The sequence below is a fragment of the Ornithinibacillus halophilus genome (assembly GCF_900129485.1).
Taxonomy (GTDB): Bacteria; Bacillota; Bacilli; order Bacillales; family Amphibacillaceae; genus Ornithinibacillus; species Ornithinibacillus halophilus.
Window position 1 is genome coordinate 1 of record NZ_FQVW01000009.1, and the last position, 15,455, is coordinate 15,455.

15 protein-coding genes are annotated in these 15,455 nt (G+C 35.8%); 2 read left to right on the forward strand and 13 right to left on the reverse strand.

Annotated features, from left to right (window positions below; translation table 11 throughout):
* Nucleotides 1-184: 184 nt before the first annotated feature.
* From dacB to BUB12_RS05850, 8 genes are all read right to left on the reverse strand, one after another.
* The gene (gene dacB, locus BUB12_RS05815; RefSeq protein WP_143155600.1) at nucleotides 185-1,711 is read right to left on the reverse strand and encodes a D-alanyl-D-alanine carboxypeptidase/D-alanyl-D-alanine endopeptidase; all 1,527 of its coding nucleotides are present in this window, start codon (nucleotides 1,709-1,711) and stop codon (nucleotides 185-187) included.
* Between the two features lie 59 nt (nucleotides 1,712-1,770).
* Nucleotides 1,771-3,375 carry a YndJ family protein gene (locus BUB12_RS05820; protein ID WP_072889029.1) on the reverse strand — a complete coding sequence of 535 codons (1,605 nt, stop codon included), beginning with the start codon at nucleotides 3,373-3,375 and terminating at the stop codon, nucleotides 1,771-1,773.
* The gene (locus tag BUB12_RS05825) at nucleotides 3,372-3,968 is read right to left on the reverse strand and encodes a DUF4166 domain-containing protein (RefSeq protein WP_072889030.1); all 597 of its coding nucleotides are present in this window, start codon (nucleotides 3,966-3,968) and stop codon (nucleotides 3,372-3,374) included. The genes BUB12_RS05820 and BUB12_RS05825 overlap by 4 nt, the downstream gene beginning before the upstream one ends.
* Before the next feature lie 11 nt (nucleotides 3,969-3,979).
* The gene (locus tag BUB12_RS05830) at nucleotides 3,980-4,921 is read right to left on the reverse strand and encodes a DoxX-like family protein (protein ID WP_327196134.1); all 942 of its coding nucleotides are present in this window, start codon (nucleotides 4,919-4,921) and stop codon (nucleotides 3,980-3,982) included.
* Between the two features lie 110 nt (nucleotides 4,922-5,031).
* Entirely contained in the window at nucleotides 5,032-6,567 is a 1,536-nt protein-coding gene (gene abc-f / locus BUB12_RS05835) for a ribosomal protection-like ABC-F family protein (protein ID WP_072889032.1), read from the reverse strand.
* A 381-nt stretch (nucleotides 6,568-6,948) separates the two neighbouring features.
* On the reverse strand, nucleotides 6,949-8,673 hold the full coding sequence (locus tag BUB12_RS05840) for a methyl-accepting chemotaxis protein (RefSeq protein WP_072889033.1): 1,725 nt from the start codon (nucleotides 8,671-8,673) through the stop codon (nucleotides 6,949-6,951).
* A gap of 202 nt (nucleotides 8,674-8,875) precedes the next feature.
* Nucleotides 8,876-9,313, reverse strand: coding sequence for a CBS domain-containing protein (locus BUB12_RS05845; RefSeq protein ID WP_072889035.1), 438 nt, complete (start codon nucleotides 9,311-9,313; stop codon nucleotides 8,876-8,878).
* Between the two features lie 74 nt (nucleotides 9,314-9,387).
* Nucleotides 9,388-9,948, reverse strand: coding sequence for a flavin reductase family protein (locus BUB12_RS05850; protein ID WP_072889037.1), 561 nt, complete (start codon nucleotides 9,946-9,948; stop codon nucleotides 9,388-9,390).
* A gap of 159 nt (nucleotides 9,949-10,107) precedes the next feature.
* On the opposite strand from BUB12_RS05850, the gene BUB12_RS05855 reads away from it, so the two are divergent.
* Nucleotides 10,108-11,358 carry a DNA polymerase IV gene (locus BUB12_RS05855; RefSeq protein WP_072889038.1) on the forward strand — a complete coding sequence of 417 codons (1,251 nt, stop codon included), beginning with the start codon at nucleotides 10,108-10,110 and terminating at the stop codon, nucleotides 11,356-11,358.
* Between the two features lie 60 nt (nucleotides 11,359-11,418).
* Here BUB12_RS05855 and mobB read toward each other — a convergent pair whose 3' ends face one another.
* From mobB to BUB12_RS05880, 5 genes are read right to left on the reverse strand one after another with little or no spacing between them, the layout of a single operon-like run.
* Nucleotides 11,419-11,892 (reverse strand): molybdopterin-guanine dinucleotide biosynthesis protein B, encoded by a 474-nt coding sequence (mobB, locus tag BUB12_RS05860; protein WP_072889040.1) that lies wholly within the window; start codon nucleotides 11,890-11,892, stop codon nucleotides 11,419-11,421.
* A 1-nt stretch (nucleotide 11,893) separates the two neighbouring features.
* Nucleotides 11,894-12,127: a molybdopterin converting factor subunit 1 gene (moaD, locus tag BUB12_RS05865; RefSeq protein WP_072889042.1), complete on the reverse strand. Its 234-nt coding sequence runs from the start codon at nucleotides 12,125-12,127 to the stop codon at nucleotides 11,894-11,896.
* Nucleotides 12,127-12,597, reverse strand: a complete 471-nt coding sequence (locus BUB12_RS05870; protein WP_072889043.1) for a molybdenum cofactor biosynthesis protein MoaE — start codon at nucleotides 12,595-12,597, stop codon at nucleotides 12,127-12,129. Before BUB12_RS05870 ends, moaD begins: the two co-directional genes overlap by 1 nt.
* Nucleotides 12,587-13,894, reverse strand: coding sequence for a molybdopterin molybdotransferase MoeA (locus tag BUB12_RS05875; RefSeq protein WP_072889053.1), 1,308 nt, complete (start codon nucleotides 13,892-13,894; stop codon nucleotides 12,587-12,589). The genes BUB12_RS05870 and BUB12_RS05875 overlap by 11 nt, the downstream gene beginning before the upstream one ends.
* Nucleotides 13,895-13,906: 12 nt before the next feature.
* Entirely contained in the window at nucleotides 13,907-14,917 is a 1,011-nt protein-coding gene (locus BUB12_RS05880; protein WP_072889055.1) for a MoeB/ThiF family adenylyltransferase, read from the reverse strand.
* A 208-nt stretch (nucleotides 14,918-15,125) separates the two neighbouring features.
* Between BUB12_RS05880 and BUB12_RS05885 the strand changes: the two genes are divergently transcribed.
* Nucleotides 15,126-15,392 (forward strand): hypothetical protein, encoded by a 267-nt coding sequence (locus tag BUB12_RS05885; RefSeq protein WP_072889056.1) that lies wholly within the window; start codon nucleotides 15,126-15,128, stop codon nucleotides 15,390-15,392.
* Nucleotides 15,393-15,455 lie beyond the last annotated feature (63 nt).

Here is a 15,455-nt window from a genome sequence, read left to right on the forward strand (position 1 = left end):
GCTAGGAAGCCTAGCCAAGTAGTTCCCTGGCTCACCAGCCGCCCGCGGCAAAGAAGACACTGAGAAAGCGATCGTAGGAAGCTTGAACAGATGTCGCACTTGTGCTGGAAGTGAAAGCGAAGTGTATTTTCCGTAGCGGTAGGATTCATGCCACCACTAAAAATGCGAACAAATCCCCTTCTCTCTACCCATTTTTCTCAACGATCTCTAGTATATGATCAATAACTCCTATACCGTCAACTTCATCCAATAGGTTATTTAACATAATGGAAAAGATTAATCTTTCTCCACTATTCGTATCGATATACCCTGACAAGGTTACTACTCCAGAGATTGTTCCTGTTTTTGCTTGAACAGATTGTCCGGCCATTCGGTAGCGTAGTGTCCCTCCAATTAAACGGTCTGGTATTCCTGCTACTGGTAGTGATTTTTCATAGACTGAGAACCACGTTTCATCTTGAATTTCATATAATAATTTCGATAGTTCATTTGGTACCAGCATATTAATATGTGAAAGACCTGACCCATCTCGGATGACAAACTTATCCGTATCAATCCCGTACTCGGAAATTACATTTTCAAGTACCTCAATTCCTTCTTCCCAACTCCCTTTTCCATGTACGTTCCTACCTAGTTCTTTAATGAACACTTCAGCGTGACCGTTATTACTCAATTTCATATAGGGAACCATTAATTCAGACAAAGGCATGGAGTCGTGTTTCAATAATAATTTTGCTTCATTACTAGTTATCCCAACCTTCGTATTCTTTGTCCATGAAACCCCTTCTTCCTCTAATGCTTGAGTAAATAATGATAGGGCATATTTTGTTGGTTCCCATACTGCCATCCATTCTTTCACTCCAGGTGACCCAACTGGTATATCTCCTTCAATAGTAATGATATTTGTACCATGCTTTCGATTAAAGGTTAAATCTTCTTCTTGATTTTTAGATACAGTTCGAGCAGTATTAATCACTTGTACATAATCAGTATTAGGAGATACAGTAACTGTAGGCTTTTTCCCAACCTCTTGTGGCGTTACGGTTACAATGATAGAACCAGCATCATAATCATCATTAGGTGAAGCGGTTAATGCTGAAATTTGTGCTGCATAATACCAGTGTTCATCATCCCATGTAATATCCCGAGATAAACGAACATCATCATACCATGAATCATCCGCAATAATATTACCATCAATTCTTTCTATTCCAGATTGTTTAATTTTCCTAGCAAAATTTGTGAAATCTTCTCGTAAAAGGGTTGGATCTCCTTTTCCTTGTATAAATAGATCTCCTTTTAACTGATTGTTAACGACATTTCCATCTGTTAATATTTCAGTCGAAAACGTATAATCTTGCCCAAGGACAGATAAAGCAGCTACGCCAGTTAGTAGTTTCATATTAGATGCTGGGCGAAAACGGGTATTTCCAAAGTGCTCATAATATAATTCCCCAGTATCAGATGAACGAATACTTATCCCAGCTAAGGAACCTTCTAGTAATGGTTCTTCCTTTATGTATTCATCGATGATTGAGCCAATTGGATGTTTTACCCCAACTTTGACTACAGATTTATGCTCACGCTCAACCATTTTTTTCACTTCGGTTGAACGTGCTTCATTTGTCTCTGTTTCAATCGAGATAGTATTCATCGACCATATAATAATGATAATGCTTAAAATTGTTAAAAATAGTATGATTCGCTTCATTTTCACAAACAGCTCCTATGTACTATTCATTCTTAACATTTACTATCTCTTTTAATAATCTATTCCACGGATTTCTTTCTAATTACATACTGAATCGATAAAAATGGGATTGAAAAAATCCACATTTTATGACTTGCTTCTAATATGCCTGGTGCTGTTTCTTTGACTATGAAATCTTCCTCGATTGGTAACTTCATTAAAAACGAATGGATAGCTAAATATATGCCAGAATCATGTGTATTCTGTCTCCTTTTACTCGTTAAGCGTAAAGCGTTTCCTACTTGTTCAAGTTCCAAAATTCCAATCATCGTAGAGAATGGAAGTGGCAATGCAATATTCATATATTGCTTTTCTTCAGAATGATGATAGGAATAAAGTGCTACAAACACTGTTTCATTATTAATTTTTCGCACCCATGCTCTAGGGTTTGGTCGTCCATCAAGAGATTCAGAAACCGAATAAATATCCCCTGTCATCTCTACTTGTTTGCTTGATAATGGTAGATTAATTTGCTTGACTCTTTTACTAACTAAGCGATAGGCAAATGCAAATGGCAAAAACCACTTATACCACTGCACTTTCGCAAATAAACGATAGGAATTGGTATTCTCATAGAAGTCTCGAATCGCAGCTGCCATCAAATTAACATCTACATCTGGGTAATAATTGGCCATGTTATCAACTAATCCTTGATATTTTGGTTTATCCGTTTTGTTTTTTATAAAATGATCACCAATTATGAAATTCCCCGTCAAACGACTTATCGGAAACTCATTTCTACTAGTTGCTTCTGGAGTGTCTATGTACCAACCAATTAAGCCAACTGCTGCAAATGCACCTACATTAATTAATCCATGAAATCGCAACATAAAATCAATGGTGATGGTATAATTGTTAGAAAAATTTCCGAATGCATAAACTAACGAAAATAAAATCGTTATTCCTAAAGCCATAAAAGAAACTCGAATGAACCACTTTTGCCAATGGTTACGGAAAGTTGCTTTATAACTAAATAGTATTAAACTATAAATTCCAACGATATAGATTAATACTGACAACAATTCAATTGTTGTAGAGAACGTTATTCCTAAGGCGACAATGATGGGAGAAACTAAAATTAAAACACAAATCACATTGTAAGCTTTGGAAGAATAGATTCGCCCCAAAAACCCTAAGAAAATAGGTAAGAGAAATGCAGAATAATGAAAATGGATGGCAGTTAGCCAGGTTAACATCGTTGAAAAACCAGTATCAATATTTAGTTTATATGCTACAAACCAAGCTCCTCCCATAGCAATAAACATCAAGCCAAAGTCAATCATGCATTCCTCTATTTGAATAAGCCCTCTTTGTAATAATCGCCTTAAACCATACCAAGCGATTCCCAACGTAAAAATAAAATAAGTAAGGGTCAATATCACATTAAAAATATCATGTTCAATAAAGTTAGATAAAAAGACTGCAAGAGATGCCACTATTGTTAAGTGGACTAGATACTTAGGTGAATTTTTCTTATTTTCATCATCAATTACTAAATGTAAAACTAGCGGAACAAAAACAATCTGTGCAACGGTTAGAAGTAATTCATACCAAGGATTTATACCAAACAAACCAATAAAAATTAATAAAAGGATGTTACATAGTCCAATATTTCGAAATGTCATGATTCTACAAAGGCTCCTTTATATGTAAAAAGTCGACCAATCAATGGATTGCTTACTTGTACATGGATTATGTATTCTCCGTTCTCGTACGACTCTTTAACAGAAGTTATTCCCTGGAAAAATTTTGGCAATGGAATTTCTACACTTCCTAGAATCAATCTCTGCTTCTTTGATTCTATTATTAAACTTTCATCCACAACGCGAAACATTAAATCAGAATAAAACAAAGGTGGCTCACCTAAATAATCCTTCACTATTTTTCGCTTAGCATCAAAACTCATTGTTGCATTAAAAAAACGCACTTTTTCCTCAATGTAAAAAATTCGCTCCCAGTAGACCTGTTCTTCCCCATGCTCATCCGTTCGATAAGTATTTGAAATAGTAAACGGGATATTTGTTCCTTCCTCTGGGAAGAGAAACTTACGCCTTGCTGCTATTTTAAAAAATGGTTTTAACCATTTAGGTCCATTCCTTATTTCTGTCATGATTCCTTTCCCGTGAAATGAACTTCCTTCATCTATGAGATATCTTTTTTGTAGCATAGGATGTAGTTTATAATAATCATTTCCTAGCATTTGTTTATAAATAGTCATATGTCATCACCTTAGGGTTTCCTTTTGCAAGCTTTTGCCGTTGGGGTGTCTCTACTAATCATTAATCCAATCAAAGAAAGAACAGCTAATGCTAGATTAAACGTTAGAGGATTAAATGGTTGTTGGAGATAGGCTGGTTCTGAAAAGATCGCCCCCACCATAAGAAAAGGAAAGATAACGGTTTGAATTTGAAACAGCCTTCTTTTATTTCGATAAAATAACCATATCCCAGCAAAAGCAATTTCTAATCCTCCAGCAATGTACGCTAATAACTTAGCTTGGTCGAAGGTAAGTGGAATTACATTTGTTATCATCGTAACTTCATCTGGATGCATAAAAATGAGTTTAGGGACTAATCCATGATACAACCAAATAAATATAAAGAAGAAACTTAACACCCACGTAGCAAAAAAGCGTACAAATTGAGAACGAGGTGACTCCCCCTGTTCCAACCATCGTTTTAATACATCAAAGCTTAGTGCTGTTCCCCATCCCATCATAGGACGAAATAAAAATTGGTCAATTACTTTTCCTATAAATCCAAAGTTCGTTTCATAATTATATTGCGTTAAAAATTTAATGGTTCCTTCTTCTTGTGGTTGGTATTTCCAATAGCCTCTTCCTTCCCGAATAGGAGAGATTCTTTGATTTGTTCCAAAATGTAAAGAGGATGTTCTTGCACCGTCATCCGCATGGTAACTCCCAACACTTTTCCCCCATCCTTCAATAGAGATACCTAATCCAATGTTCGTTCGATAGGAAAAATGTTGTGGTTCTCCTTCCTTCTTTGGTAGATACGTAATATTAGAAAAACGAAGATCCCATTGTTCGTGTAACTCAGGGGTTTGCGTAGTCGTCCACAACTTGTCCATTTCAGTTTTTATTGGTATTTCAACATATATCGGCTTTTGTTTCATTCCTTCACCTCTATTGTTTTTTGCAGACGCAAGCACCTGGTACACTCCTAACATGGCCAGGCACTTGCGGTTAGATTTCTGTCACAAAAAATCATAATCTTAAATATATTTTAACATAATAGGAACCGTCACTACCTGCAAAAATATTAGGACTGCAGTTTTCTTCTTTGTTTTAAAAGCATCTGAAATTCTTCTTCTAACTCTGGTGTAGGTTCCATACTTAATCGACTTAAAATCTCTGTTATTTTAGTTTCGATAACCATTAACTCTTCAGTTTTTATGTCCGTTTCATTTTGCTCGGACACTAAATTGGTATATTCCTTATACGTTCCCTCAAAAAGTTCCATTCTTTTATTACGTATAATCAATAAGCGATTCGCAATTCTTTCTACAAATCGTCGATCATGAGATACAAAAATGATTGTTCCATCGTATTCGATTAACAATTTTTCTAATGCTTCTACTGCCTCAATATCTAGAAAGTTGGTAGGCTCATCTAAAATAATTGTATTGATTTCGCTAAGAAATATCTTGGCAAACGCTACTTTTACACGTTCACCACCACTTAGTACGTGTACTTTTTTGTTAACGTCATCTTCAAAGAAATGCAGTCGCGCTAATACCGTTCGAATCAATGCTTTTTCATGGTTTGATGTTTTTTCAACATTATCTAAAATTGTTTTATCTTCATCTAAAATATCTAAATTTTGACTAAAATATCCTATTTTTAACGCAGGTGAAAGTTGAATATTTGTGTCCTCTTTTAATAATTTTTTGATAAATGTCGACTTACCTGTTCCGTTATCGCCAATAATTGCAAGTTTGTCACCTGCAGTAATATGAAAGCTTGTTTTATCCCATAATTTTCGCTGGCCTATTTTGCCTTCTAATTCCTCTATACGGATGATCATTCTGTTTTTTAGTTTTTCATTTCCAACGATATCGATAGAAAGAGGAGGTTCTTCTTTTACCTTCTCTACCTTCTCCAGTTTTTCAATTCGAGTCTTGATTGATTTTGCAGTTTTTTCTAGTTTCTTCTGTTTCTTAGCGTAATATGGATTTCTCGGTGATTTTGAAGCCCGTGCTGCTTTTTCCTTCTTCTGTCCAATCGCATTTTCTAGCTGTCTTTTTTTAGCTTGATATTGCTCATATGCTTCTTGTTGTTGGTTAATTTCTATCTCTCTTTGATCAACATAATCAGAGTAATTACCTGGATAAACGGTCACCTTAGAATCTTTTATCTCCCAAATTTTAGTACATAACGAATCTAAGAAGGAACGGTCATGTGATACTAGTACAATTGCACCAGCATACCGTTTTAACTGTTTCTCCAACATTTCTATATGGTTTGTATCCAAGTTTGTAGTTGGTTCATCAGCAAATAATAAGTCAGCTTTTTTTCCTAACGCCTCATTAATAAATTGCTGCGTAATCTCTCCCCCACTTTTCGTTGTATCCATCCGCTTTAACTGTGGTAATAATAGACGACTAACCTCTGTTGTTACCGTACCTTGATGTGGCTCTACATTACCGGACAATATATTCAATAAAGTTGTTTTACCACTACCGTTCTTCCCTACTACACCAATTCGTTCGCCCTTTTGTATTTGTATATGATCGACGTTCAATATCTCTTTCCCTTGAACATCATGCCTAATATCTTTCGCTTCAAGTATCAGCATTTTTTCACCCCATATCTTATAAATAAAAAACTTCCTATCACGAAGAATAGGAAGTAAAAAAATGCATGATATAACCTAAATACATTACATCGGTACCTTTAGATGTAATGTCAAAAAAAGACAGGTCATACTATGGACAATTTTAATCCTATTCTTCGTCAAATCAAATTTTGCATGACAAAACACAGGTATCTACCTGCTGTCTTGCAAAATTATCCGATTAACGTTTAAAAATAGGATTAATTAATCATCTGCCCAATAGACACCCTTTCCGAAATAAGTTACTTCTACTATATGATAGATACAGAAAAATTGCAATTAAACTCAAGAATCCGATCCCTCAAATTTTAAGGAATCGGATTCTTCTTTAACCTGCTCAAACTATATTTGAAATCGATTTACCAGTTGTTTTAATTTTTCTGCTAATGTAGATAAATCTTCTGCACTTTTGGCCATCTCTTCCATTGAACTACTTGTTTGCTGTGAAGATGCTGATGTTTGCTCTACTCCAGATGCTGACTGTTGAGAAATTGCTGCAATCTCCTCAATGGATGTATTCATTTCCTCCGTACTGGAAGATAATCCGTTTAAGTTCTCAGAAACCATTTCAATATTAGATGCCATTTCTACAATTGCAGATTCAATCCATTTAAATGTGCCACTAGTTTTCTTAATCTGTTCTGTTCCCTTCTCAACTTCTAAATAACCCTTTTCTAGAGATTCGGAAACTACTGTTGACTCTTGCTGAATGTTTTTCACAATAACCGTTATATCTTTAACTGACATAGATACTTGTTCTGCAAGCTTGCGCACCTCATCTGCCACTACAGCAAAGCCTTTTCCATGTTCACCTGCACGCGCTGCTTCTATTGCTGCATTTAACGCTAATAAATTGGTCTGGTCAGCAATATCTGTAATGACTGATACTAATTTTGTAATATCTTGAGTGTGTCGATCTAAGCCTTTTACTTTCTGAACAGCATCTTGAACAATTTCATCAATCTGTCTCATTTGTTCCGTTGAATCTTCCATATAAAGACTGCCTTCTTTTGTTAGTTTCTGTACAGCCTCAGACCCTTGTTTAATTTGAATTCCATTATCATTTGCTGTTTGAACATTGGATAAGAAATGATTCATTCCGTTAGCCAATTTACTTGAACGACTTGATTGAGTTTCAGCTCCAGATGCTAATTCCTGCATAGTCGATGCTACTTGCTCTGAACCTATTTTTACTTCATTAGCCGATTGTGTTAATTCTTCACTCTGATTGGATACCGTTTCTGATACTTCTGCCACTTGCTGAATTGTTTTTAAGAGATTATCTTTCATTTGATTCATGGAATCGGCTAGTTGCCCTATTTCATCTTTTCCGTTAAACGGTAAACTTTGGACAGTCAGATCACCAGTTGATATTTTATTACTCATTACCACTACTCTACCCAAACTCTTCGTAATAGATTTGCTAAGGAAATAGAACAACAATCCGCCAATTAATGTTGAACCTATTAATAAAACTATTTGTATCGTTAGTGTTGATTCCTGGTTTCCTTTTGCCTCTTCAATGGATAAAGAACGTTCCTCATTTACAATAGTAATTAAGTCATTTAAAAGGTTTACATTTTTTTCTGTTAACTCATTTGCTTGTGTAACAAACTTTTGTGCTGTGTTTATATTTCCGTTCTCAACAGATGAAACAATGTAATTTTTAAACATCCGATTCATTTCTTGGTCATTCGAAATGATGTTTTGAAATAATTTTTCTTTTTCGTCTGTATCAATTTCTATTCGGATTTTTGTTGCTAGTTGATTAAAATCTTGTTGGCTATCATTATATTCATCTATTAATTCTGGATCCTGTTCTAATAAATATGTAACAATTCCCATTCCCTTTGATCTTGTTAGTGAACCCATCTCAGAAAAATCCATTGCAATATCACTGCGATGATTAACATTCTCAATATCTTTCCCTATATTTGTAATAAAATATGTTACTCCCCCTGCAGATCCACCGAATAATAGCAAGATTAATACAAAAATCAATCCATATTTCCAACCGATCTTCAGATTTCGTAAATTTATATTCTTGAAGTTTCGTTTCTTCAGCATTGTCGTTCCTCCAGGTATCTTAATCAAAAATTGTCTATCTATTTATCGTATCACTATTAATAGTAAGTCATATTTTGTCAAAACTCAACATTCTTTTTACTAAAGAAAAGCGCAGGCGCTCTGCGCTAGACATCCCTGAACCTTCTTCTCATAAAAAAGCCATTCCACACATTTACCGTGGAATGGCTTTTTGGTTATATTTCTATTTTTGTGGTGCAGAAGGGGTTGAGATACTTGATAAAGCTTCTTCTGCTTCATTATCAAGTTGGTTGTCTACAGCTAGGTCACCTAATGCAACCATACCAACAATCTGACCATTTTCTACAACAGGTAATCGGCGGATTTGCTGTTGTGCCATTAACTGTGCAGCTTGATGTGCGTCCATATTTGGCGTTGCATGGACAATTTGTTGTGCAGTCATTACTTGTGACACAGGTGTTTGAGCATTTTCACCTTGTGCTGTTGTACGAAGGGTAATGTCCCGGTCAGTAATAATCCCTACCATTTGACCACTCTCATTCACAACTGGTAATGACCCAATATTATATTCACTCATTAATGCTGCTGCTTCTTGGACAGATTGTGAATCCTTTACAGTTTGTACATTAGATGACATGAAATTACTTAGTTGCTGATTCATCAACTAACCTCCCCTTTCATAATTAGGATGTTTCAATCTATGCTAATTATGATTGGGAGATATTTCATGAACGTTTATTTATCAACTTCATATGACTTTACTTCACAAGTTGAGTCCATTTTTGCATATTTGGATCGCCCTAAATATAAAGGTATTTGTAATTTTTCAAAATTTGGTAGCCCATCCTCTAAAAACATAGCATCATCCCGATAACATTGAGTAATCTTTCCAACAAACCAATCATGATCTCCATAAGTATTTACATCAATAGTTTTGCACTCATATGCAACATACGCTTCATGTAAAATAGGAGCATTTACTGTTATCCCTTGATCATATGTAAGGTTACTTATTGTTAACTTGTCTTTTTTCTCTCCCGAATAAACACCTGACTGTTGGATAAAAGCTGCTTTTTCATATGGTAAAAAATTAATTGCAAATTCCCCTGCATTTTTAACTAATTCATACGTATAGCGTTCCCTACCAATTGCAACTCCATATATCGCTGGGTCATGTGAGATATAAGAATGCCAACCCGCAGCCATTATATTCGTTTCCCCATTATAGTTTACTGTTACTAATGCTACCATCCCTGGATAGCTGTGCATCACTGTTTTATCTGTTGGTTTTCTCATTATATTCTCCCTACTCCTTTTTGTTATAACTACCGAATTATAACATAATGTGCGTCAATTTTTCGAATTATCTATATTAACTGTTACAAAAAATACCATTGATATTTTTTAAATAACACCATATAATCAGAACAAACGTTCTGTTGGTGGTGTATTAAATTGGATTATTCATCTTATCCTCGTCATGATGTTCTTTGTATTGATATGCGTTCCTTTTACGCCAGTGTAGAAGCTGTCAAATTAGGGCTCGATCCAATGAAAACAATGCTAGCTGTTGTAGGTGATCCGAGTCGTTCAGGGAGTATTGTGCTAGCGGCATCTCCTGCATTAAAACAAAAGCATGGGATTAGTAATGTTAGCCGGTTCTTTGAATTGCCAAATGATCCTGATATTCATATTGTACCAGCACATATGGCAGATTACTTACAAGTATCAATGGAAATTACTAAGCTTATAAACCAATACGTCCCTAAAGATGCAATCCATCAATATTCTGTCGATGAAGTATGGGTAACAGTCAGTGGATTAGAAAAGCTTTTTGGGGATTGTTGGGAAGTTGCTAAAAAAATTAAGCAAGAGATTCTAGATAATTTTGGCATTACTTGTTCCATTGGAATTGGTGACAATAAATTTTTAGCAAAAGTAGTTATGGACTTACACGGGAAAAAAGTTGGCATTGCTGAGTGTCGGTATGAAGATGTAAAAGAAAAACTATGGCCGTTTCCTGTCGAAGATATTTGGGGAATTGGCAGTAGAATGAAACGCAATTTAAATCGAATGGGAATTGTGACACTAGGACAATTAGCTAATTTTGACTTAAAACAACTCAAAAAACGTTTTGGTGTAATGGGTGAACAATTATACTGGCATGCCTGGGGAATTGATTTAAGTCCAGTGTATGGTAATTTTTTAAAAGCGGAGCAAAAAGGATTTGGACATGGAATTTCCCTACTACGTGACTATTCTAAAGAGGATGTTGCGATTTGCATTCTTGATCTCTGTGAAGAAGTTTGTCGTAGAGCTAGAGCTGTAGACAAAGTCGGCAAAACGATTCATTTAGGAATTTCCTATTCTAAAGAAACAGGTGGTGGATTTTCTCGTTCAAGATCCATCGCCCTCCCCACAAACGTCACCATGGATGTTTACCATGTATGCATGCAGCTATTTCAGGAATTTTATGATGGAAAAAGCATGATTCGGCATGTGTATGTTACATTAGATAACTTATTTGAAAAAGGAGAGGTACAACTCGATTTATTCGAAGACCGTTCTAAAAAAACAGATATTGGCTACGTTATGGATGCAATTCGAGACAAATATGGCGCAACTGCCATTCTGCGAGCAAGTAGTTATACTGATGCCGGAGTAACATTAGAACGTAGTAAAAAAATAGGCGGACATAAAGCATAAAGCGAAACTTTAGGTTAGGACTACAGGTCGTGCGGGATTCTATATCTGTAGTCCTTATTCTTATTTAAGTAGCAAATCACATAACTCCTCAACCTCAGTTGGTTGAAATGTAGGAAATCCATTATTAAAAATCGAAGTTGTTACAACTGCAACAACATTAGTAAGCTCATGCAACAATGGCAAATCGGATTCATCATTTATAAGCAGAACCTTATTATAATGCTCATATTTAAATCCTTCAATCACTAACATTTCTATACCTAAGTGCTCATAAATGGCAATTAATTCAGGAAGCTTCCACTCATTAGAAATGGATAACTGAAGAAGCCCATCCCCTTCCACACCAGAGATAGTAGCTCCAGCTCGTTTATGCCTCTGACTATCTGTATTACTGAAACCAATAGGAAGACCACCATGACCATGATGTTTTAAAGTCCCAACACGTATTCCTTGATTAGCAAGAAAATCTACAATTTTTGTCACTAGCGTTGTTTTTCCTCTGTTTTTATATCCAACGACTTGGATGACGTTCATTTTATCCTCCACTTACTGGTGGAATGAATGCCACAATATCTCCAGATGAAATGATATCTTCATCAAGTGCATATTCTTCATTTACTGCAACCATAACACCGTCCAGCTGTAGAGTAGGATAATCATTTTTTAATTGCTGTTTTAAATCATAAACAGATAGAGAGTCCTCCTCAATCTTTATCGAATCTGAACCTAGCGCATCTTGTAACTGAGCAAAGAATAATACCTTAATCATTATTCCACCTCCCCACTAGTTGGTTTTCCATTTGGATACGGAACCGTCTGTAGTTGATTACCAATCCAAGTCTCTCCATCTTCCCAATGTTCTTTTTTCCAAATAGGAACAATTTGTTTAATCCGTTCAATAGCATATTCGTTCGCTTCATAGGCTGCTTTTCGGTGAGGAGAAGATACAACAATCACAACAGCTGCTTCAGAGATCTCTAACCGACCAATCCGATGCGTTATAGCAACCATTGTATCTGGCCATTTATCTTGAATTTCCTCTCCAATTTTCGCAAGCTTCTTTTCAGCCATTGGAACATAGGCCTGATATTCTAAGTAAATGGTTCGTCTCCCCTTCGTCCATTCACGAACAGTCCCAATAAAAGTAGTTATAGCCCCAGCTTCACTTCTTTTTACTTTGCTAATTAATTCTTCAACATCAATCGGTTGATTAGTAACTTCAAAAAGTTTATTCCCCATTTCTTCTGCTCCTTCTATCATTTATGTTAGGAGAAAAAAACGACTCTAACGTATCACCTTCTTGGTCTTCTAATAAAAGAACCGACACTTGCATTCCATTTTCATAGCCTTTCGTTCCACCTGGTAGGACGATTAATGCGTTCGCTCTTCCCAACGTGGACACAACATTCGATTTATCCAAACCAACAGGGGTTGCTACTAATTTTCCAGTCTCAAAAGATAAGTACCCACGCACGAAACGATCGAAAGGATTTGGTTTAGGAAAATCAGTACCTAGAGTTGCTTCTGCTTTTTTCAGGGTCGGATGAACCGAGTGTAAATACGTACGAATAATTGGTCGAGTAAATAACTCAAAGCCTACATAACATGCAGATGGATTCCCTGATAGTCCAAATAATAGTTGCCCATCCAGTTCCGAAATTGTTGTTACACTACCTGGACGCATACCAACTTTATTGAACAAAACATTTGCACCTAATTTCTCATAAATAGCAGGTAAATAATCATAATCACCTACGGAAACACCACCAGTTGTAATAAGAAAATCAACTTGTTCCAACGCATTTTTAACTTGATTGAAACACGTCTCAAAGTCATCACTAAATTGGCCAAAATAAATGGCTTCACCACCAGCACGTTTAATTTGTGAGAGTACCATATAGGCATTACTATTTCTAATTTTACCGGGCTGTAAGTCTTCATCAACGTCTAATAATTCACTTCCAGTTGCAATAACTCCAACTTTAGGTTTAACACTAACCGGTACTTGCTTGTAACCAAAAGTGGCTAGTAAGGCTACAATACCAGGATTAATATATGTACCTTTTTTTACAAGTACTTCTCCTTTTTCCGTATCTTCTCCAGCAAAAGAAATGTTGTCACCAGACTCTAGTGGACGCTTTAACTGAATCCACTCACCACCCGCCAGTTCTTTTACTAATTCAAACATAATAACAGCATCGCACCCTTCTGGAATTTGCGCTCCAGTCATGATACGAACGGTCTCCATAGGACCAACTGTGCCATTAAATACACTTCCAGCTCCAATTTCTCCAACTACCTTAAAAGAAAGTGGTGCCTGACTCGATGCATTTACAGTGTCGGATGAGCGTATAGCAAATCCATCATATGGCGATCTGTCAAAAGGAGGTACAGGATGATCGGCAATTAAATCATCTGCTAAAAATTCACCATAGCTCTCTTCAATTGGTACAAACTTCACGCTGCCTTGTTTAGCATATCGCATCACACGAGTAACAGCCTCGTTTACTTTTATCGGTTTCCTGCGTTCTACCATCGTTCTCCCCCTCTAACCAGTTAACTGATAATAAATTTTTTTGGCCGTTTCAATTGAATTGGTACCATGTATCAACGTTCGACCATCTTGAAAAAATACTACTCGATAGGATTGAAAAGCAACAGAAACTAAAAAGTCATTTTTCTTAACTTGACCAATAGAAAGAAGACGATTTGCTAATTGTTCTATTGATACATGGCGTTTGTTACGAATTTGAACTGTATTTCTACCACAAAGTATTTCTGTTTTCGTTTGAGATTCGTAATTTAAATAGGTATAACTAGGGTTATCTCCACAACTTGGACATGATTTCTTTTTTGCCCGATCCATCTTAATAGTTTGATATTGATTATTCCAAAGATCAAACGTTACTAAATTAGACCGAAGTGATCCTTTGTCCTCCACTAAGATCTTAAGTGCTTCTGTCAATTGATGAGCCACAACCATCTGTACTGTTGGGTAAATAATACCAACCGAATCACAAGTAGCACCAGAGATTGGAGCAGCATCTAAAATACACTGTAAACAAGGTGTTTCTTTTGGTAATATCGTAAAGCTCATCCCAGTACTTCCGACACAAGAACCATATATCCATGGGATGTGATTTTTTTGTGCTAGATCATTCAACATTAACCTTGTATCGAAATTATCCGTTGCATCAACAATGAGATCAACACCTTTTAATAATGGCTCTAGCGTAATATTAGTCGCATCCATCACATGCGCATGGATAGTAACATCACTGTTAATCGCTTTTAATTTAGATTTTGCAGCTATTGCTTTTGGTGTTTGATGTAAATAATCTTGTTCATTAAATAATTGTTGGCGCTGGAGATTTGTTAATTCTACATAGTCCCTATCAATGATGATGAGTTTTCCTATACCTGCCCTTACTAATCCTTCTGCACTTGCTGTACCTAATGCCCCACACCCTAGAATTAACACATGTTTTTGATTGATGAGCTGTTGCCCACTATTTCCTATTGGTTTAAAAAGAGCCTGGCGATGATAACGTTCCTCCATTGCAACCTCTCCTCACTCAAGTAACTATTCCTTTAATGATTGAATAGTAAATATATTATTACTATAGCACATTTATAATAAATTCTTTAGCTACGTCTATAACTAATGTATTTCCATTGAACAGCTAGTATGATTTTTGAGCTTTAAAGAAAACTATAAGTAGTCCTGCCTCTTGCAGGGAATATTAAACAGTAAAAGGGATGATATAATGGGCAACAATCGAAATGTAATGACTTCATTATTAACAGTTGGTGCTGCTGGAGCTGCAATTTATGGTATCTCAAAGGGAATTCAAAACGGTACTTTTCAAAAATTACCACAAAAAATGTCCGATTTAATGGGAAACCCTACCATTGAACAAGTTACTGAACCGATTCAAAATATGATGAATAATCAAGATACACAAGATCTAATCCAAAACAATACAGGACAAAGCATGCAAGACCAAATCGCCAACGAAAATAAACAGTGGTAAGAAGAATATCGTAGGACTGTTCGAGACATCTATGAAAATTACACTATCATTTGATAAAGAAAA